Below are 19,288 nucleotides of genomic sequence, written 5' to 3' on the forward strand. Positions count from 1 at the left end.
GACTTTTCCCCCTCTTTTAAAAATTCAGGGAGGTCTGATCGCTGTGAAAGGGCTTCTCAAAATCTTTCTGATATTGTTTCTTGCCGTATTCAACGCAGGAATGGTCTGGGCAGGAATTTTCCTGCTTCAAAATTCTTATTATGAACTTGGAATCGTTCTTCTCACGCTTCTCGTACTCATAGATTACTTCATCTTCAACCCGAAGGCTTATCCTTACAGATACACCATTCCCGCTTTGATATTACTTTTTGTGCTCGTTCTCTATCCCATATACTTCACGGTGAAAGTTGCGTTCACCAATTATGGAACAGGACACCTCATGACGAAACAAGAGGCCATCGAGAGAATTCTTTTCGACCCGAATTACACTTATGTTCCAGAGAGCGCTGAACCTGTTGAATACATGGTTTTCTCCGTGTTCAACGGTTTGAATCCTACCGAGGATTTTGTTGTTCTCTTCGAGAAAGATGGGAACATCTACATTGCGGAGCGCCCCGTTGTCACAAAGAGGAGTGGGAAAGAGGTCCTTTTGAGAGAGTCAACTCTCTTTCCCGTGAAGGATGGAACCGCCGAAGTGAATGGGAAGGTTTATGAGATAGTCCCCTGGCCCGCTTCCATAAAAGAGGTGAACGCCGTCTATTCAGACGGTAAAATTTACAAACCGCTTTACTCACCTGAAGAGGTTTCCCTGAAGAGGTACGAACCTTTCTTCAAGGTAAATGTGGTTCAGAAGTATCTCAACAGGGCAGAGTTTTGGCTCGAGGATCAGAGTTACATGTTCAGAATAGGTGAAAACGGTGAGTGGAATTTTTATCCGGTGAAGAGGCTTTATTCTCTGGCTTTCGAAGAGTCCATCGAAAACGGAAAGATAAAAATGAAACTTGTGGTGAAGAACAATCTCACTGGAAGGCATCTCGTTGAAAGGGAAGGTGCTTTCTACGATTACGACGAAAATGGAAGAGAATTTTTCGTGATTGGATACATGGAATACATTGGTTTCAAGAACTTCTCCAGGATATTTACTGATCCGAAGATCACAGGTCCCTTTTTCAAGGTTTTCACCTGGACGTTCACCTGGGCTGCTCTCAGTGTTCTTTTAACGTTCGCGATAGGTCTTTCCCTCGCTCTTGTTCTGAACGATAAAACACTGAAGGGAAAGAACGTGTACAGGACGTTACTCATTATTCCATGGGCTGTGCCAGCTTTCATTTCCGTTCTCGTCTGGAGAAACGGGATGTTCAACGAGACTTATGGAATTCTCAACCGATTTGTTCTTCCGTTCTTGGGATTGGATCCGGTGAAGTGGTTCAACGATCCGTTCTGGGCGAAGGTCGCAGTTCTCACCGTCAACACGTGGCTGGGATTTCCGTACATGATGGCCGTCTCACTCGGAGCTTTGCAGAGCATTCCAGAGGAGCTCTACGAAGCCGCTGCGATCGATGGAGCTGGAAGGTGGAGAAGGTTCTGGACTATCACGTTTCCGCTTCTGATGACCACTGTGGCTCCATTATTGGTCGGAAGTTTCGCTTTCAACTTCAACAACTTCGTGAACATATATCTGCTCACCGGTGGAGGTCCTGCGATGGCCGGAACCACGACTCCCGTTGGTCATACAGACATTCTGATCTCCTACGTTTACAAACTTGCGTTCGAAGGAGGAAGAGGACAGGACTTCGGTTTTGCCAGCGCTATATCCATCATCATATTCTTCCTCGTTGGAGGAATCAGCTTTGTGAACTTCAAACTCTCTGGGGCGTTTGAAGAGGTGAGCGAATGATGGTGAGGAAAAAGAATAGATGGCTCACATATGTTCTTCTAACACTTCTCGTTGTTGTGGTTCTCTTTCCCATCGTTTGGGTTGTTTCTACTTCTTTCAGAAGGGATGAGGCGGCTTTCTCCCCGAAACTCTTCTCGTCTCGTCTCACCCTTCAGCACTACAAAGATCTGGTGGCACCTGAGAAAAACCTTCCCGTTCTCATACAGGAGATGCAGAGTCTTGTTTCCAGGGTAGAACCTTTTGATAACGTTTCCAGAGAGAAAACGGATCGTCTCGTTGAAGATCGAATTAGAAGATTCGAAAATTACCTCGCCGAAACGAAGAAACTTTTGGAAGATGTCAATGCGAGAAATTCGAAAATAGAAAAGACTCTTTCTCAGAATTTTTCCGATGTTTTGTCTTACACGAAAGATGTTCTGGAAGAGGCAAAGAAATTGACTCAAGAACAGATGGAGAAAATCCCATTGCCTGATTCACAGAGGATCGCTGTTGCACTCTATGAAAAATTGAAAGGCAAAAACTTTAGAAGTGCTGAATTTCAGGCTATGAAGGCCGAAATAGAAAAAGTAGTGGGTTACAGCGTTGAGAATCAGGATGTTCTGAATGATGCCCTTTCCAAACTTGGACTGGTTTATGAGAGAGAAGTAGGAACGTTCGTGAAAGAGATCGAAAAACTTAACGATGAAATTGAAACTCTTCAGAGAGAAATAGCTACTCTTGAGAAACAGAAGGAAATCCTTGAGAAAGAAATCCTGGAAAAACAAAAAGTACTCGAGGTTTTGAAGCCCGATATCGATCCCGTGAGCGAGGTTCTCCTCAAACTCAAGGAAATGGTGCACAGTATCAGGAGCAGCAAAGTGGAAGCTACATTTCCTTATGAAGACTCAAGATTGAAATCTTCACTCGAAAAACTTCTGTCTGAACTCAACACTCTCTACGACAAGATCTCTGCTTTTTCTGATCTTTCGGATCTCTCAGAAAAGATATTTGCCATGAAGAGTTCTTTAGAAGAGATAGAGAATGTGGTAAGCGAAGATGGTGACATTTCCAAAAAAGCCCTCTATGGAAGCTTCGTTCAATCCTTTGAAGAAACGGTTCCTATTGTTGAAGGAATCGTAGAGAAAGTGAGCGACGGAATTGACGATTTCGTTCAGAAGATAAAGGATTTGAAAAGTATAGAAAACGAAATCGTGGTACTAACAGCAAAACTCGATGGTCTGGAGAATAGTATGAACAGAGTGAAATCCTCCCTCTCTGAGAAAGAGAAAGAAATTTCTTCGGCGAAGATGTATCTGGATCTCAAGATCTTCAGCTATCAGATCCAAAGCAGAATTGATTCTCTCGAAGATATGAAATCTTTCAACAGCGCTGCGCAGATAAAGCTTCTCTCGATATACAAGACTCTCAAGGACTTTGTGAGTAGCTATGTGTCGGAATACGGAGGAGACGATTTCATCGGAAAGATAAGAAAACTGGCAGCGAAGCTCTCCTGGATAGAAGACTACAGAGATCTGAACAAAAGGGTAGAAACGGGCTACAAAAACGCTGTGGAAATCGTTGAAAACGCTCAAAATATCCTCGATGACTTCAAAGGAAGTTATTCGAATCTTGTTGATCTTTCCTTCAAAGGACTTTATGTCTCCTCTGAGCACCTTGAAATGCTGTACGACCTTGTGAAGATGAACTTCGTTCAAGAAGTTCTCACGAACACAGCAGTGGCTTCGAGAAAGGCGGGAACTCTGATAGACACCATTCCTTTGAAGGAATTGAAGTCCGATCTCAAAAAGATCGATGGAGATCTCTACAGGCTCGCGCAGATATGGGAGCAGAAGACAAAGCATTACTTCCTCAGATGGGTCATGAACTCGGTGATCGTTGCAGGCCTTGTTTCACTCATCACCACGGCTGTTTGTGCCCTGGCGGCCTATCCGTTCAGCAGAATGAGATTCTGGGGAAGGCAGTACGGAATCATGGCTCTTCTTCTCATTCAGATGTTCCCAGCCATCATGTACATGGTTGCAATATACGGTCTTTTGAAGCTCATCGGTCAGTTCCTTCCATTCTTGGGACTGGATTCTCTCGGAGGATTGATATTTGCTTATCTCGGCAACATAGCTTACAACATGTACCTCATAAAGGGATTCTACGACACCATTCCTTCGTCTCTCGAAGAGGCCGCTATGATCGACGGTGCAACCAGATTCCAGACCTTCTACAAGATAGTTGTTCCACTCGCGCTTCCTATCCTCACAGTCATAGTGATACTCACCTTTATCGGGACGTTCAACGAGTTCGTCCTTGCGAGGATCATCCTTCAGGACGTGAAAAACTACACTTACGCTCTCGGTCTCTGGACGTTCTCAACGGGTGCTTATGAAACAGAGTGGGGCCTCTTCACGGCCGCAGCTCTTCTTGGTATGACGCCAATGGTGATACTCTTCCTGTCTCTCCAGAAGTACATAGTGGGTGGACTCACGAAAGGATCGGTGAAAGGATGATGTACCCGATGCCGTCTTGGGTTTACGACAGTGTCGTGTATCAGATCTTTCCAGATAGATTTTTCATCGGAAAGGGAAAAACGGTGGAAGACAAAAAGGATCTGTACCTGAAGCGGGGAGGAATCATAGAGAAGTGGGGAGTTCCTCCCCGCAAACTTCCCGGTGCTCAGCATGTGAAGGTCTTCTACGGAGGAGATCTGTGGGGAATAGCCGAGAAAGTCGATTATCTTGAAGAACTCGGAATCAACGTTCTGTACCTCACTCCTATCTTTTTGTCTGATACCAATCACAAATACGACACAATCGATTACTTCAGAGTGGATCCACAGTTCGGTGGGAAGAGGGCTTTTCTCCATCTTTTGAGGGTTTTCCATGAGAGGAATATGAAACTCATACTCGATGGTGTTTTCAACCACGTTGGGAGTCAGCATCCGTGGTTCAAAAAAGCGAAGAGAAACGATCCAGAGTACGTGAACAGATTTTTCCTTTACAAAGATAGGCACAGATCGTGGTTCGACGTTGGAAGCCTTCCTGAACTGAACGTGGAAGTTGAGGAAGTGAAGGAATACATCTTGAAAGTTGTCGAGCACTACCTGAAACTGGGGATAGACGGTTGGAGGTTGGATTGTGGCCACGATCTTGGACCTACCGTCAACCTGTGGATCAACATGAAAGTGAAAGAGTTCTCAGCGGAAAAGTACCTCGTGAGTGAGATATGGACTTACCCGGCAGGATGGGATATGGTTGATGGTCTGATGAACTACAACTTCAGAAACCTCGTGCTGAGCTATGTGAACGGCGAGACGGATTCCATAGGTTTTCACCTGGAAAGAGCTTACAGGGAGACGAAGAACATATTCGGTTGCTGGAATATGCTTGACAGTCACGACACCCCGAGACTCGCCACAATGGTTCCCGACAGAGACCTGAGAAAGCTCGCTGTAGTTCTTCAGTTCACCTATCCCGGTGTTCCACTTGTTTATTATGGAACAGAGATAGGTCTCACAGGTGGAGAAGATCCAGAGTGTCGTGCCACCATGGAATGGAACAGAGAGAAATGGGATGTTGATCTGTTCGAGTTCTACAAGAAGATGATCAGACTGAGAAGGACGGATCCAGGTTTGCGCTTTGGAGAGTTTGTCTTGCTGAACGACTCACCTCTCGCGTTTCTCAGAAAGGCTCCTCATCCTCTTCAAAACACCATCGTGGTGGTGAATTCAGGAGAAGAGAAGGTGCTGGTTCTCTCCATTCCCGACGGGAAAATCATGAACACCACTCCCCTTGTCGATGTGTTCAGCGGAGAAAGATTCCACGTTGACGGCGGGGTTGTGAAGCTTCCCCTTCCAGCGAGATCTTTCAGAATTCTCAAGCCCGAGGATCTGAGAGTGGGTAAGTACAGATTGTACAAGAGAGTTTGAAAAAATTCATTGAAGATTCCGGCTGGCTTCCGGCCAGCCTTTTAATTTTTTAAGAAGCGTTTGAATTCATGGAAAAAACGTTCGGAAAGTATATAGTTGTAACTGGTGGATACGAAATACAGGGAGGTGTTTTTATGCCATCTGTGAAGATCGGTATCATCGGTGCGGGGAGCGCGGTGTTTTCTCTGAGGCTTGTGAGTGATCTTTGCAAAACGCCGGGACTCTCTGGCAGCACGGTCACCCTCATGGATATCGACGAAGAAAGACTCGACGCTATTCTGACCATCGCGAAAAAATACGTTGAAGAAGTGGGAGCGGATCTGAAATTCGAAAAAACCATGAATTTAGATGACGTCATCATCGACGCGGATTTTGTGATAAACACAGCGATGGTGGGTGGCCATACCTACTTGGAGAAGGTCAGACAGATCGGTGAGAAATACGGCTACTACAGAGGAATAGACGCTCAGGAGTTTAACATGGTCTCCGACTACTACACCTTCTCCAACTACAACCAGCTCAAGTACTTCGTTGACATAGCAAGGAAGATAGAGAAGCTCTCCCCAAAAGCCTGGTACTTGCAGGCAGCGAACCCCGTTTTCGAGGGAACAACCCTTGTGACAAGAACGGTTCCCATAAAGGCAGTGGGATTCTGCCATGGACACTACGGCGTGATGGAGATCGTAGAGAAACTGGGGCTGGAAGAAGAAAAAGTAGATTGGCAGGTCGCAGGAGTGAACCACGGTATCTGGCTGAATAGGTTCAGATACAACGGGGGGAACGCGTATCCCCTCCTTGACAAGTGGATCGAGGAAAAATCAAAAGATTGGAAACCAGAGAACCCCTTCAACGACCAGCTCTCTCCCGCCGCGATAGACATGTACAGATTCTACGGTGTGATGCCCATCGGTGACACCGTGAGAAACTCTTCGTGGAGGTACCACAGGGATCTTGAAACCAAGAAGAAGTGGTACGGTGAACCCTGGGGAGGAGCAGATTCTGAAATAGGCTGGAAATGGTACCAAGACACGCTTGGAAAGGTCACGGAGATCACAAAGAAGGTGGCAAAGTTCATCAAAGAAAATCCGTCCGTGAGGCTCTCCGACCTTGGAAGTGTTCTGGGGAAAGACCTCTCAGAAAAGCAGTTTGTGCTCGAAGTGGAGAAAATTCTCGATCCAGAAAGAAAGAGTGGAGAGCAGCACATCCCATTCATCGATGCGCTGCTGAACGATAACAAGGCAAGATTCGTGGTGAACATACCAAATAAAGGTATCATTCACGGAATAGACGATGACGTGGTTGTTGAAGTCCCAGCCCTTGTGGACAAGAACGGAATCCATCCCGAGAAGATCGAACCACCGCTTCCAGATCGCGTGGTCAAGTACTACCTGAGACCCAGAATCATGAGGATGGAAATGGCTCTGGAGGCGTTTCTAACGGGTGACATAAGGATCATAAAAGAACTTCTCTACAGAGATCCAAGGACAAAGAGCGATGAACAGGTAGAAAAGGTGATCGAGGAGATCCTCGCACTTCCAGAAAACGAAGAGATGCGGAAACATTATCTGAAGAGATGAAAGGATCTGAAAGGGGCCTGAAAGGCCCCTTTATGTATAATATAATGTGTTGGAAAATCCAAAGAAGATAGTGGGGGAAAAGATGAGTTCTCTTAAAAAAGAACTTTTCTGGAAGATAACAATAGCTCTTATCGTTGCATTTGTTGTGATATGTGTTCTGAGTATCTTTCAGCTTTACTTTTCCGGAATAAAAACTGCCCGTGATTTCATAAGAAACGTGAACAATACTGTGACGTCCTTCATAAACGGATATTTCAGAAAATTCTATGTTGTTGATGTTTTGAGCCGCATTCCTGAAGTACGATATGCACCTTATCTGACCGATGAGGAAAGACGAAAAGTGTTGGAAATCTACAGAATTTTCCAGGAGGCAGACAGAGATATATACTATCTGTACTCGGGATACGAGAATGGACTTCTTCTGATCAACGATTACGAACCCGCAGAAGGATACGATCCAAGAGTAAGACCCTGGTACAGAGCCGCCCTCGAATCCCGACCTAAACCCACCGGTGGGATTCCCTACAGGGAGTTCAAAACAAAAGAGCTTTTGTTTTCCGTGAGCAAGGTGATCACGGACGACGAGGGAAACGTGACCGGTGTGATATCTGTTGAAACACTCCTGGAGAGACTTTTGAGTAATTTTCCTCATTCTTTTGATAACCATGAAACTGTGACAGAACCCCAACCACGCAAGCTATTCCCCTTCAGGGGGATAGGTTTGTTGTGGTGTTAATTATCTTATGATATAATTGAATGGGGTGATAGGTATGCATATCAAGAAGACAAGGTGGAGTCATTATAATCTGAACTATCATTTTGCGTGGATACCTAAATACCGCAGAAAAATCCTGGTCGGCTCCATAGCTGAAGAACTTGAACGAATACTCCGCAACACAGCAAAACAACACGGAATAGAAATACTGGCCCTCTCTATTCAGCCTGATCATGTTCATTTGTTTGTATCGGCGCCTCCAAGATTTTCACCGGCTGAGATAGCAAACCTATTCAAGGGTGTTTCAGCGAGGAAACTGCTGGAGAAATTTCCAGAGCTTAGAACCAAAGAGGGCCTTTGGGCTCGAAGTTACTACGTTGGAACAGCCGGTAATGTTTCTGAAGAAACTATCAGGAGGTACATCGAGGAATGTCAAGACGTGTGATACGAACCTACAAACTCGCTGTACCAGGACATTTGAATCAAATATGCGAAGAACTCAACCGCACAGCAGCAAGAATCTACAACAAAACGATGTCTCTCGTGCAAAAGATACACCAAAAGAAAGGCTTCTGGCTGTCCTGGCCCACCGCAGACAAATACATCCTCCGCTGGGCAGAAAACATCAAAATCCACGTCCACTCAAAGCAGGCATTTGTTCAGCTCTACTTTCAAGCCCTCAAAGGGTACTTCAAAGCAACCAAAAAGAATCCAGATGCAAAACCTCCCTACAAGAAAAAACGCTATCTGCCGTTCATATGGAAAGAAAGCGCTGTAAAACTTCTGCCAGACGGCACCCTGAGATTGTCTTTGGGCAAAGAACGAGAACCATTTGTTGTACAAACACCTCTCAAACCTCCCCTTCGCATCAAACAGACAAGACTTGTCTTTGAAGATGGATACTATCTCCACCTTGCGATAGAGGTGGAGATTGAAGAGAAGAATGCTGGCTCTGGTGTTATGGCGGTCGACCTTGGAGTGCTCCGTCCCATTACGTGCTTTGATGGAAAAGAAGTCATCAGCTACCACGGAGGAGTCCTCAGCAGTGTTCTTCGCTATCGAAACAAACGCCTTGCAAGTTTTCAGTCTGCCATAGCAGAGTGCAAGAAGGGATCAAGAAGGTACAACAAGCTTGTTCGTGCAAAGAAAAGAGTCCTGAGACGGCTCAGAAACCAGATCAACGACATCATGCACAAGATCACAAGTAACTTCATCGGACTGTGCCTCAGAAAGCAAATCAGAACCATCGTGATAGGAGACGTCACAGGGATCAGAGAAAGAGCGGACTACAGCGACAACGCGAACCAGAAGATCCACCAGTGGCAGTTCAGAAAACTCATCGAGATGATAAGGTACAAAGCAGAGCAGTTCGGAATCAAAGTAAAGCTCATCTCAGAAGCGAACACGAGCAAGACGTGCCCTGTCTGTGGTGCAAAGAACAATCCGAACGGAAGAAGATACCACTGCAAAGCCTGCGGTTTTGAGTATCACAGGGACGGAGTTGGAGCAATCAACATCTGGAAAAGGTATCCTGGCACAGGCCAGGTAGTAGCGGGCTTGGCCCCCGCCAGAGGTGTGAGGTTTCATCCACACCTCTGTGGCCATGGAGCATCTTTGGCTCCATGGAAGGTGGCCTGAGAGCCACCAAGAATCCCATCCCCTTCAGGGGATTGGGAGGAGGTCAAGTGATTGCGAGGTGGGGTGGAGAAGAGTTTTTGATCCTCTGTCCTGAAACGAAGTTGAACGAAGTGGTGAGCCTCGCTGAGAGAATCAGGACGAAGATCGAGAAAGAAGTCTTTGAAAACGGCTTGAATGTAACCGTGAGTATCGGTGTTTGCGAAATGAAAGATCATGAGACAATAGACGATCTTCTCAAAGAAGCAGACGACAACCTCTATCTGGCAAAACAGCGTGGAAAAAACAGAGTGATCGGCAGATGAAGTTAAAAGATCTGTTCACCTTCTGGAAATAAATCCTTGATAGAATGGAGAAAACTGAATACAAAAGAAACGCTCTCGGGGCAGGGTGGAATTCCCGACCGGCGGTGAAAGCCCGCGAGCCCTCTCAGGAGGGTTGACCCGGTGGAATTCCGGGGCCGACGGTGAAAGTCCGGATGGGAGAGAGCGTGATGTGGAGATTATATGGGACCCGAGAGGGTCCCTTTTCTTTTACACAAGGAGGGTGTTGTATGTATGAAACTTTCATGAGAAGGGCAATAGAGCTTGCAAAGAAAGGACTTGGAAGGGTGAATCCCAACCCACCAGTTGGTGCGGTCGTTGTGAAAGACGGCAGGATAATCGCGGAGGGGTTTCATCCCTATTTTGGAGGTCCGCACGCTGAAAGGATGGCAATAGAAAGTGCAAGAAAGAAAGGAGAAGATTTACGGGGTGCAACTCTCATAGTTACCCTTGAACCCTGTGATCATCATGGAAAGACACCTCCATGTACGGATCTGATCATAGAAAGTGGAATAAAAACAGTTGTGATCGGAACAAGGGATCCGAATCCAATTTCGGGAAACGGTGTGGAAAAACTCAGAAATCACGGAATCGAAGTGATAGAAGGTGTTTTGGAAGAAGAGGTGAAAAAGCTGTGTGAGTTTTTCATCACTTATGTGACAAAGAAAAGGCCGTTCGTTGCGCTGAAGTACGCGTCCACCTTAGATGGGAAAATAGCTGATCACAGGGGAGATTCCAAGTGGATCACAAGCAAGTTCAGATTCAAGGTTCACGAGATGAGAAACATCTACTCCGCTGTTCTCGTCGGTGCTGGAACGGTTTTGAAAGACAATCCTCAGCTAACCTGCAGACTGAAAGAAGGCAGAAATCCTGTGAGGGTGATCCTCGACAGAAAGGGTGTTTTGAGTGGGAAAGTGTTCAGAGTGTTCGAAGAAAACGCTCGGGTGATCGTTTTCACAGAAAGTGAAGAGGCGGAATATCCACCACATGTGGAAAAGGTTCTGAACGATTGTTCTGTGGAGAGTATATTGAGAAATCTGTACGAAAGGGGTATCGATTCTGTCTTGGTGGAGGGTGGATCGAAGGTGTTCAGCGAATTTTTAGATCACGCAGACGTGGTTTTTGGTTTTTATTCGACGAAGATTTTCGGAAAGGGGCTTGATGTCTTCTCCTGTTATCTGTCAGATGTTTCGGTTCCTCCGAAGTTCAAAGTGGTGGATGTGGAGTTTTCCGATTCGGAATTTTTGGTGGAGATGAGACCGTGTTCACGGGAATAGTTCAGAAGGTGGAAAGAGGGTACATCAGAGGAGAGAGGATCTTCTTCAAAAGAACGTGGGAAGTGAAACTGGGAGAGAGTATAGCGGTGAACGGTGTGTGTCTGACTGTCTCTGGGCTTTCAGAAGAAGAATACTGGTTCGATGTGGGTGAGGAAACGAGGAGTAGAACCAATCTTTTCGTTTCTCGTTTTTACAATCTTGAAAAATCTCTGGTTCTCGGCGGCAGAGTTGAAGGACACCTGGTAACAGGCCATGTGGACGGTACCGTCAGGTTTGTCGGAATGGAAAGGCGCGGAAACAGCTATTTCATGTTCTTTTCGATGCCGGCGGAAAGATGGGCGATCGTTCCGAAGGGTTCTATCGCATTGAACGGTATCAGCCTCACCGTCGTTGAAACTTCTCTGGATACGTTCAGTGTTCAGGTGATTCCACACACGTTCGAGAACACAAATCTCCAGTATCTGGTGCCCGGAGATCCCGTTAACTACGAGATCGATATCATCGCTCGCTACCTGAAAGGGGTGATAGACCGTGGAAGAACTGAGAGAGGTTTTTGAGAAAGGGAAGCCCGTCATTTTGATCGATAGAAACAGAGAGAACGAAGCGGATTTCGTTTTTCCCGCTCAACTGATCACCGAAGACGTTGTGAGCTTTTTCGTTACATATGGAAAGGGACTCTTCTGTGTTACAGCCGACGAGGAAGATCTTTTGAAGAGAGGGTTCGTAAAACTTTCCTCAAACTACGGAGCGAACTACTTCTTGCCGGTGGACTGGGGCACTGGCACGGGGATTTCAGCGTTGGAGAGGGCAGAAACGTGCAGAAAGTTGGCAGAAGGCAGGTATTTTCATGAGTTCAGATACCCGGGTCACGTCACGGTGATAGGAGGAGTCGGTTTTCAGAGACGAAAAGGCCACACGGAGGCATCTCTGGAAATTTCTGAGCTCGCAGGTTTCAGCCGTCACGCGGTGATCGTGGAAATTCTGGATGAGAAGGGAAATTCTCACAATTTGGATTATGTTTTGAAGCTCTCAGAAAAATTTTCCCTCCCCGTTCTGGAGATGGACGATGTCTGGCGTGAATTTGTGAAGAGAAAGCTTCTCATGAAGAAAAAAGCCGAGGCGGCACTTCCAACGGATTTCGGTGTCTTCAAGGTTGTTTCTTTCGAAAACCACCTCGATGGCAAAGAACACTTCGCAATCGTTAAGGAACCTCTCGAAGAACCCGTTGCTGTGAGAATACACTCCGAATGCGTGACCGGGGATGTTCTCTCTTCTTTGAGGTGTGACTGCGGTTCACAGCTGGCGAATTTTCTCAGATACATGTCAGCTCACGGAGGTATCCTGATCTATTTGAGACAGGAAGGGAGAGGAATCGGTCTTTCGAACAAAATTGCAGCCTATTCCCTTCAGGACGAAGGTTTAGACACGGTGGAGGCAAACAGAGTTCTTGGTTTTTCTGAAGACGAAAGAGATTACGCACCGGCGGTGCAGATCTTGAAAGCCCTTGGCATCGAAAGGGTTCTTCTCTTCACCAACAACCAAAGAAAGACGGTTGGTCTTGAAAAATACGGGATCGAAGTTGTCGAAACGAAGAGACTGTACGGAAGAGTAACACCTCACAACAGGTTCTATCTTTCGACAAAAATGAAAAAACTCGGACACGAACTCGAAGAAATCTTCAGGGAGGTGAATTCATGAAGGTTGTTCAGGGAGACTACAGAGGAGAAGGTTTGAAGATAGCCGTAGTCGTTCCGAGGTTCAACGACCTTGTCACTTCGAAACTCCTCGAGGGAGCGCTCGATGGGCTGAAAAGACACGGTGTCTCAGACGAGAACATAACGGTTGTGAGAATTCCGGGAAGTATGGAAGCGATATACACGCTCAAGAGACTCCTCGATCTCGGTGTGCATGATGCTATAATCGTTCTCGGTGCTGTGATAAGGGGAGAGACGTACCACTTCAACGTGGTGGCGAACGAGATAGGTAAATCAGTGGCGCAGTTCAACATGACCTCTGATATTCCTATTATTTTCGGCGTTCTCACCACGGACACTCTTGAGCAGGCCCTCAACAGAGCCGGAGCAAAGAGTGGAAACAAAGGTTTTGAAGCAGCGATGGTAGCAATCGAAATGGCAAATCTCAGAAAGAGACTTAGGAGGGATGTTTTTGAATCTGATAGCAACGGCAGGTAACGACAGAATAAGGGACTTTCTGGTGAACGACTGGTACAGATCTCTGAAGGAAAATGTGGATCTGAGCAAAACGGACGTTCTCGTCATAAACTACGGTCTCACAGGACTTCCTGAAGAGATCATCAACTTTCCAGCGGTGGAGCGTTCTGGACTCATAAACAACACGCGTTTCATCAATCTTGCCATTTTTCTTGAGAATCATCCTGAGTACGATCAGATCCTGTTTTGTGATGGCGGAGACATCATCTTCCAGAGTGACATCTCGCACCTATTCGAGGAACACAGAGATGCTTTTCGAGCGGTTGTGGAGCAGTTGAGTCCACCCATTGATCTCGTGGTGAAGGAAGAAGACCTTGTGAATGGAAAGGAGATAAAGTCTTTTCTTTCAAACAAAAAGCTCTTCAACGTGGGTGTGATAATAGCACCAAGGGAAGGTTTCCTCGAGTTCGCAAGAACAATGGAGAGACGTCTGAAAAACATAAACGTCTGGGGTGGAGATACCGTCATTGGAAACTACGTGATCTACAAGAGCCCTCACGTGGAACTTCCTTCGAAGTACAACTTCATCCCTTCAACGGCCCGAGAAAAATTCTACGTGAAAGATTCGAAGTTCTATCTCGAAAATGGTGAGCTCATTCCCATCATTCACAACGCTGGGAGATACAGATTTCTCAGACCGGTGAAAGATTTCGGTTACGGCCCCGGAAAGAACAGGGTAAACAAGTTCAACATATGGATGTTCAGAATGCTCTTCAGCGTGAGTAACTTTCTGAAAATGAAGTGAGGGAACTCTCCCTCACTTCGTTTTGAGGTATTTCAGTGCATCGAGTTCGTCTCCAATTATGAGAATTCCTTTCTCGATGGATCTGTAAACCTCCATCGTTCTCCAGAATTCGTAGAAGTCCTTGTCTTTTGAAAACACCTCCGCGTAGATCTTCACCGCGCTTGCTTCTCCGGTTCCCTTGATTTGCTCTGCTTTGCTTTGAGCTTCCGCGATCAGAACCTTCGCTGTTTTGTCGGCTTCCGCACGTATCTTTCTTGCCTCTTTCTCACCTTCAGCCCTGATCTGTGCAGCGATGCTGTATCTTTCCGCTTTCATTCTTTCGTACACGGCCTTTTCGTTCTCAGCGGGGAGGTCGGCGTGCTTCACCCTCACATCGACCACTTCTATGCCGAAGTCCTTCAGATCTTCTCTTGAAAGAGCCGTGACTTCCCTCAAAAGGTCTTCTCTCTTCTCGGAGATGATCTCGTCGAAGTTCGCTTTTGCGAAGATGTTCCTCACGTGTGAGTAAACCACATCGTCGATTCTTGGAAGAGCGAGCTTCACGCTCTTCAGTGATTTTATGAACGCTTCCGCATCTTTTATCCTCCAGAGAACGTACGTGTCTATCACGAGTGTTTTCTTGTCGGCGGCTATGATCTTTTCTGGTTCTATATCGTAGAGGAGGATTCTTTTATCGAATCTCACCACATTATCAACGAACGGCTGTTTGAAGTGAAGCCCAGGTTCCGTTTCTACTGCAACGATCTTTCCGAACCTCAGAACCACCGCTTGCTGTGTCTGATCCAGGACGTAAAAAGAAGAGAAAAGAAGGATCGCACCCACCACGATCAGAATGATCAGAAGAGAAAGCATCCAGATTTTCATTTTCCCATCCCCTTCAAAAGGTCGGAAATGTTGAGGATGTTCAGAGAATCACCGTTTCCCACAAAGAAAACCTTGTTTTCGGATTTTTCAAGCAAAGATTGGAGAGCGTCGAGGAGCATTCGTTTTCTCGTGATATCAGGAGCCTTTGAGTATTCTTCCAGCACCTCTTCGAATCTTTTCGCTTCGCCGAGCGCTTTCAGATAAACTTCCTGAGCGTAGGCCTCTGCCTGTCTCAGTATCTCTTGTGCCTGTCCCTGGGCTTTTGGAACAACGTCGTTGGCGTATTTTCTTGCCTCGTTTATGAGACGTTCTTTGTCCTGACGAGCGTTGTTCACATCGTCGAAGGCGTCAACAACGGGATCTGGCGGGACCACTTCCTGGAGATAAACGTTTTCCACCTTTATACCGCAGTTGTAGGAATCGAGAATCTCCTGGAGCATCCGGGCAGTTTCGAATCCTATTTCATCTCTTCCTGTGGTGAGAACATCGTCGATGCTTCTCATCGCCACCTTCTCACGAAGAACAGATTCTGTTGTGAATCTCACGATAGAATCCGCTTCTGTGATGTTGAAGGCGTAAGCGACGGGATCTTTCACTCTGTACTGAACCACCGCTTCCACACTCACGAGGTTGTTGTCTCCTGTGATCATTATGGCTTCTTGAGGAACCGATTGGTAAGAGATCCTCTCCCCTCGCTGAATGCTTCTGAATCCTATTTCGATCTTTCTCACAGTTGTGACGTCGACGGTCACATGAGACTGAATCGGATACGGCAGGTGGTAATGGATTCCTGAAGGAACGACCGAGGTGAATCTTCCAAAAGTCTTGAGAAGAGCGACTTCGGAGGGTCCTACCTGATACACACCGATGAGAAAGTAGATTCCCAGCACGATGAAAACGACTATCCACACGTATTTTCGCACTCCATCACCCCCTATTTATCTACCTTCCCCTTCACAAGGTACCACAGGTAGAGATCGAACTTCCCGGGAGATTCTCCAAACGCTTCGGCGACTTTTCTGAGGATCTCTTCCACGTAGAGATATCTTTTCTTACTCCATCCTTTTGGTATCTCCTGAATCAGGCCGTGTCTTTTCATGAGTCTCAGAACGTGTTTATCCAAAATAGCGAGGTCTTCCACACCGGTGTTTCTGAGAAAGTGGCTCGCCTCTTTCCAGCCGATTCCCTTTGCGTTTCTTACGAGAAACTCTCTGGATTGAAAAGGATCACCCTTCACAAGGTTCTTCAACTTTCCCAGCAGTTTTCTGTTTTCTACTATGAACTCGGCTCTCTTTTGAGGATACCTGTGTCCAACCTCTCTCAGTTTCTCCGCGAGTTCCTCAAGCGGAAGATGCACAAAGCCCTTTCCGATTTCTTTCTGCGCTCTAATTCCACCTTCTGCACTCCAGTTGGCTGTGAGAACACAGAAAGAGAGTTCACAGAAGAGATCCTCTTCTGTTCCTTCTTCGCCCAATCTTTTGAACTCTTCGAACCGATGTTCAACGAGCGGTTTTGCTTCCTCTCGTATCCTTTCGAGTTCTTTCAGCAGTTTTTCCAAGTTTTCACTCCCACTCTATAGTTGCAGGCGGTTTTGAAGTTATATCGTAGACCACTCTGCCGACACCTTTCACTTCTCTTGTGATCCTTCTTGCTGCCTCGTCCAGTATATCATGCGGAATTCTGGACCAGTCTGCGGTCATCCCCTCCACGCTGTTCACGGCTCGAAGCGCCACCACGTACTCATACGCCCTCGCGTCACCCTTCACACCTACGCTTTTTATAGGAAGAAGAACTGCAAACGCCTGCCACACTTTATCGTAGTAATCATGCTTTCTGAGAGTTTCTATGAATATGTAGTCCGCTTCTCTCAGGATTTCGAGCTTTTCTTCCGTGACCTCTCCCAGCACCCTCACGGCGAGTCCAGGACCGGGGAACGGATGCCTGTTTATGATCCTGTCCGGTATGCCGAGATACTTTCCTACTTTTCTCACCTCGTCTTTGAAGAGGTCTCTGAGGGGTTCTACCAGTTTCAGGTTCATCTTCTCTGGAAGACCACCCACGTTGTGGTGGCTCTTTATCTTCGCAGTCGTCTTTCCGGATGCGGCGCTTTCTATGACGTCTGAATAGATCGTTCCCTGAACAAGAAATTCCACATCGTGTTTTTTCGCTTCCTCTTCGAACACTCGTATGAATTCTTCTCCTATGATCTTCCTCTTCTTCTCCGGATCCGTGACTCCTCTGAGTTTTTCGAGAAATCTCTTCCTGGCATCCACAACCACCAGATTCATGTCGAAGTGCTCCTTGAAGACCCTCTCCACTTCTTCTCGCTCGTTCTTTCTGAGAAGGCCGTGGTCCACGAAGACACACACGAGGTTCTTTCCTATCGCTCTGTGCACGAGGACCGCTGCAACGGAAGAATCTACTCCTCCAGAAAGCGCGAGGATCGCTTTTTTGTTCCCTATTGTCTCTTTGATGTGTCTTATTTTCTCTTCCACGAGGTCTCCTATCTTCCAGTTTTTCTCGAGTTTACACACATTGAAGAGGAAATTGGAAATCATACGATCACCGTATTCGGTGTGGTGCACTTCCGGGTGGAACTGGAGCAGCCAGAACCTTTTTCCATCTGTGGCAGCGGCGATCACACCCGTTTCGGACACGGCGATCGGGTGGAACCCTTCCGGAAGCCTCACCACCTCATCACCGTGGCTCATCCAGACGTGAACCTTCTCCGGAATTCCTTCGAATATTGGGTCCTTCGAGAGCTCCACGAGAGTTCTTCCGTACTCCCCTCGTCCTCTCTTGACCTCTCCTCCTAGTTCTTTCACGATCAGCTGCATTCCATAACAAATAGCGAGTACTGGACCTTTGTATTCGTGGAACCACTCTGGAAGCTTTGGGGCGTCCTCTTCATAAACGCTTCTTGGACCACCGGAGAGGATCACGGTGTCTACTTTCGAAAGATCCACCTTATCATCGGGGAAGACCACTTCGGAATAGACCTCGTTTTCTCTGATCCTTCTTGTTATGAGTCTGGAGTACTGAGAGCCATAATCCACGACGAGTACCAACTCGATCCCTCCCGGTTTCTTTTGATACTATTAAATCATATTCAGATTTAACTCAATGGAAATTTGAGTTGAAGGAAAAAGTTCTAAAATCGAAGTTCAGGAGGGATCGAATTTGATTGGAAGACTGTTCTTCCTTTTCTTGAGGATCTCCGCCCTCACCATAGGTGGAGGATACGCCATGATTCCCGTGATGAAATGGGAGCTGGAAAGATCCGGCCTTTTGACGGAGAAAGAATTCTTTCGTATCGTGAGCACAGCTCAGGTGGTACCGGGTCCTATCGCCTTCAACACTGCGGTGCTTGTGGGAAGGAGAATCGGAGGTATCTACGGTGCGATCGCCTCTGGCGTGGCCGTTGTGCTACCACCGTTTTTTGCCATAGTTGCGGTTGCAGAAGTGATACGCACTCTCTCAGGGATCAGTTACGTTCGAAGTTTTCTGAGAGGTGCTTACGCTTCCATAATCGGACTTGTAGGGAGTGTTCTGTACCGGCTCGTGAGAAACCAGCGCTGGAATCTCTACAGAGCCGTCATGATAGGAGTAGCGGTTTTTGTTCTGCTTCTCAATGGATCCCTCGTGATTCCGGTGGTCATTTTGCTCGTTCTGCTTCTGTACCTGAAGGAGGTATGAACCTTGCTGAAACTCGCCTTCATCTTTCTGAAGATCGGTTTTCTTTCTTTTGGCGGTGGATGGGCGATCGTTGGAATACTCAAAAACGAACTCGTCACCGGTGGCTTTCTCTCTCCTGAGGAGTTCTCTCAGGCGGTTTCGATTGCTCAGATGACTCCAGGTCCCGTTGCGATAAACCTGGCAACTTACACGGGATACAAATTTTTTGGTCTGATAGGTGCTGTGTTGAACACGCTCGCCTTCCTTGGGGCTCCCATTCTGGTTATCACCGCTGCTATTTTCCTCAGAAAATACGTGAAGCTTCAGAGAGTGAGGTTGATGAAAGCGCTCGAAGGGGTTACCACAACCCTTTTGATCGTGACTCTTCTTTCGCTTCTCAGTTCCGTTCAGAATCCTATGTTGATCCTGCTTTCTGCTGCCGCTTTTGTGTGTTCTTTCTTCAAGGTGCACCCTCTTTTCATCATTTTTGGGTGTGGAGTGATCGGAGCGATCCTCGGTTTCTGATAAAATATCACAGGAAAAGGAGGTGCTG

General features: G+C 46.7%; 19 protein-coding genes and 1 riboswitch. Of the genes, 15 read left to right on the forward strand and 4 right to left on the reverse strand.

Annotation, left to right across the window (positions count from 1 at the left end; translation table 11 throughout):
• Positions 1 to 43: 43 nt before the first annotated feature.
• The 13 genes from T2812B_RS05105 (at position 44) to T2812B_RS05165 (ending at position 14,196) form a co-directional block, all read left to right on the forward strand.
• Positions 44 to 1,777 carry a DUF4896 domain-containing protein gene (locus tag T2812B_RS05105; protein WP_008194346.1) on the forward strand — a complete coding sequence of 578 codons (1,734 nt, stop codon included), beginning with the start codon at positions 44 to 46 and terminating at the stop codon, positions 1,775 to 1,777.
• Positions 1,774 to 4,275: an ABC transporter permease subunit gene (locus tag T2812B_RS05110; RefSeq protein ID WP_038050932.1), complete on the forward strand. Its 2,502-nt coding sequence runs from the start codon at positions 1,774 to 1,776 to the stop codon at positions 4,273 to 4,275. Before T2812B_RS05105 ends, T2812B_RS05110 begins: the two co-directional genes overlap by 4 nt.
• The gene (gene aglB / locus T2812B_RS05115; protein ID WP_008194351.1) at positions 4,272 to 5,693 is read left to right on the forward strand and encodes a cyclomaltodextrinase; all 1,422 of its coding nucleotides are present in this window, start codon (positions 4,272 to 4,274) and stop codon (positions 5,691 to 5,693) included. Before T2812B_RS05110 ends, aglB begins: the two co-directional genes overlap by 4 nt.
• A gap of 134 nt (positions 5,694 to 5,827) precedes the next feature.
• The gene (gene aglA / locus T2812B_RS05120) at positions 5,828 to 7,270 is read left to right on the forward strand and encodes an alpha-glucosidase AglA (protein ID WP_008194353.1); all 1,443 of its coding nucleotides are present in this window, start codon (positions 5,828 to 5,830) and stop codon (positions 7,268 to 7,270) included.
• 82 nt (positions 7,271 to 7,352) lie between these two features.
• Positions 7,353 to 8,006, forward strand: a complete 654-nt coding sequence (locus tag T2812B_RS05125) for a cache domain-containing protein (RefSeq protein ID WP_231556561.1) — start codon at positions 7,353 to 7,355, stop codon at positions 8,004 to 8,006.
• Between the two features lie 34 nt (positions 8,007 to 8,040).
• Positions 8,041 to 8,430 (forward strand): IS200/IS605 family transposase, encoded by a 390-nt coding sequence (gene tnpA, locus T2812B_RS05130; RefSeq protein WP_008194358.1) that lies wholly within the window; start codon positions 8,041 to 8,043, stop codon positions 8,428 to 8,430.
• Positions 8,415 to 9,623 (forward strand): RNA-guided endonuclease TnpB family protein, encoded by a 1,209-nt coding sequence (locus T2812B_RS05135; protein ID WP_008194360.1) that lies wholly within the window; start codon positions 8,415 to 8,417, stop codon positions 9,621 to 9,623. Before tnpA ends, T2812B_RS05135 begins: the two co-directional genes overlap by 16 nt.
• Before the next feature lie 47 nt (positions 9,624 to 9,670).
• Positions 9,671 to 9,925 carry a GGDEF domain-containing protein gene (locus T2812B_RS05140; RefSeq protein ID WP_231556562.1) on the forward strand — a complete coding sequence of 85 codons (255 nt, stop codon included), beginning with the start codon at positions 9,671 to 9,673 and terminating at the stop codon, positions 9,923 to 9,925.
• A 67-nt stretch (positions 9,926 to 9,992) separates the two neighbouring features.
• A riboswitch (FMN riboswitch) is annotated at positions 9,993 to 10,114 on the forward strand.
• A gap of 59 nt (positions 10,115 to 10,173) precedes the next feature.
• Positions 10,174 to 11,220: a bifunctional diaminohydroxyphosphoribosylaminopyrimidine deaminase/5-amino-6-(5-phosphoribosylamino)uracil reductase RibD gene (ribD, locus tag T2812B_RS05145; protein WP_008194364.1), complete on the forward strand. Its 1,047-nt coding sequence runs from the start codon at positions 10,174 to 10,176 to the stop codon at positions 11,218 to 11,220.
• A complete protein-coding gene (locus tag T2812B_RS05150) occupies positions 11,205 to 11,777 on the forward strand; it encodes a riboflavin synthase (protein ID WP_008194366.1) in 573 nt (190 codons plus the stop codon). Before ribD ends, T2812B_RS05150 begins: the two co-directional genes overlap by 16 nt.
• The gene (locus T2812B_RS05155; protein WP_008194367.1) at positions 11,752 to 12,918 is read left to right on the forward strand and encodes a bifunctional 3,4-dihydroxy-2-butanone-4-phosphate synthase/GTP cyclohydrolase II; all 1,167 of its coding nucleotides are present in this window, start codon (positions 11,752 to 11,754) and stop codon (positions 12,916 to 12,918) included. Before T2812B_RS05150 ends, T2812B_RS05155 begins: the two co-directional genes overlap by 26 nt.
• Complete coding sequence (gene ribH, locus T2812B_RS05160) at positions 12,915 to 13,412, forward strand: 6,7-dimethyl-8-ribityllumazine synthase (RefSeq protein ID WP_008194369.1); 498 nt, start codon at positions 12,915 to 12,917, stop codon at positions 13,410 to 13,412. Before T2812B_RS05155 ends, ribH begins: the two co-directional genes overlap by 4 nt.
• Complete coding sequence (locus tag T2812B_RS05165) at positions 13,381 to 14,196, forward strand: glycosyltransferase (RefSeq protein ID WP_081501958.1); 816 nt, start codon at positions 13,381 to 13,383, stop codon at positions 14,194 to 14,196. The genes ribH and T2812B_RS05165 overlap by 32 nt, the downstream gene beginning before the upstream one ends.
• Before the next feature lie 12 nt (positions 14,197 to 14,208).
• On the opposite strand, the gene hflC is transcribed toward T2812B_RS05165, so the two are convergent.
• Genes hflC through guaA form a run of 4 tightly spaced genes read right to left on the reverse strand, consistent with a single transcriptional unit; the run spans position 14,209 to position 18,128 of the window.
• The gene (hflC, locus tag T2812B_RS05170) at positions 14,209 to 15,060 is read right to left on the reverse strand and encodes a protease modulator HflC (RefSeq protein WP_008194373.1); all 852 of its coding nucleotides are present in this window, start codon (positions 15,058 to 15,060) and stop codon (positions 14,209 to 14,211) included.
• Positions 15,057 to 15,983, reverse strand: a complete 927-nt coding sequence (gene hflK / locus T2812B_RS05175; RefSeq protein WP_008194376.1) for an FtsH protease activity modulator HflK — start codon at positions 15,981 to 15,983, stop codon at positions 15,057 to 15,059. The genes hflC and hflK overlap by 4 nt, the downstream gene beginning before the upstream one ends.
• Before the next feature lie 11 nt (positions 15,984 to 15,994).
• The gene (locus tag T2812B_RS05180) at positions 15,995 to 16,618 is read right to left on the reverse strand and encodes an N-glycosylase/DNA lyase (protein WP_008194378.1); all 624 of its coding nucleotides are present in this window, start codon (positions 16,616 to 16,618) and stop codon (positions 15,995 to 15,997) included.
• Positions 16,619 to 16,622: 4 nt separating this feature from the next.
• Positions 16,623 to 18,128, reverse strand: coding sequence for a glutamine-hydrolyzing GMP synthase (guaA, locus tag T2812B_RS05185; protein WP_008194380.1), 1,506 nt, complete (start codon positions 18,126 to 18,128; stop codon positions 16,623 to 16,625).
• Between the two features lie 112 nt (positions 18,129 to 18,240).
• Between guaA and T2812B_RS05190 the strand changes: the two genes are divergently transcribed.
• On the forward strand, positions 18,241 to 18,756 hold the full coding sequence (locus tag T2812B_RS05190; RefSeq protein ID WP_008194381.1) for a chromate transporter: 516 nt from the start codon (positions 18,241 to 18,243) through the stop codon (positions 18,754 to 18,756).
• Positions 18,757 to 18,759: 3 nt separating this feature from the next.
• Positions 18,760 to 19,260 (forward strand): chromate transporter, encoded by a 501-nt coding sequence (locus T2812B_RS05195; protein WP_008194383.1) that lies wholly within the window; start codon positions 18,760 to 18,762, stop codon positions 19,258 to 19,260.
• Positions 19,261 to 19,288 lie beyond the last annotated feature (28 nt).

The organism is Thermotoga sp. 2812B (assembly GCF_000789335.1).
Taxonomy (GTDB): Bacteria; Thermotogota; Thermotogae; order Thermotogales; family Thermotogaceae; genus Thermotoga; species Thermotoga maritima.

What these genes read in the sequence shown, in the direction of transcription:
- hflC (WP_008194373.1), bottom strand. Translation starts at nt 15,060, where the DNA reads ATGAAAATCTGGATGCTTTCTCTTCTGATCATTCTGATCGTGGTGGGT.
- aglB (WP_008194351.1), top strand. Translation starts at nt 4,272, where the DNA reads ATGATGTACCCGATGCCGTCTTGGGTTTACGACAGTGTCGTGTATCAG.
- T2812B_RS05125 (WP_231556561.1), top strand. Translation starts at nt 7,353, where the DNA reads ATGAGTTCTCTTAAAAAAGAACTTTTCTGGAAGATAACAATAGCTCTT.
- aglA (WP_008194353.1), top strand. Translation starts at nt 5,828, where the DNA reads ATGCCATCTGTGAAGATCGGTATCATCGGTGCGGGGAGCGCGGTGTTT.
- T2812B_RS05135 (WP_008194360.1), top strand. Translation starts at nt 8,415, where the DNA reads ATGTCAAGACGTGTGATACGAACCTACAAACTCGCTGTACCAGGACAT.
- tnpA (WP_008194358.1), top strand. Translation starts at nt 8,041, where the DNA reads ATGCATATCAAGAAGACAAGGTGGAGTCATTATAATCTGAACTATCAT.
- ribH (WP_008194369.1), top strand. Translation starts at nt 12,915, where the DNA reads ATGAAGGTTGTTCAGGGAGACTACAGAGGAGAAGGTTTGAAGATAGCC.
- ribD (WP_008194364.1), top strand. Translation starts at nt 10,174, where the DNA reads ATGTATGAAACTTTCATGAGAAGGGCAATAGAGCTTGCAAAGAAAGGA.
- T2812B_RS05110 (WP_038050932.1), top strand. Translation starts at nt 1,774, where the DNA reads ATGATGGTGAGGAAAAAGAATAGATGGCTCACATATGTTCTTCTAACA.
- T2812B_RS05165 (WP_081501958.1), top strand. Translation starts at nt 13,381, where the DNA reads ATGTTTTTGAATCTGATAGCAACGGCAGGTAACGACAGAATAAGGGAC.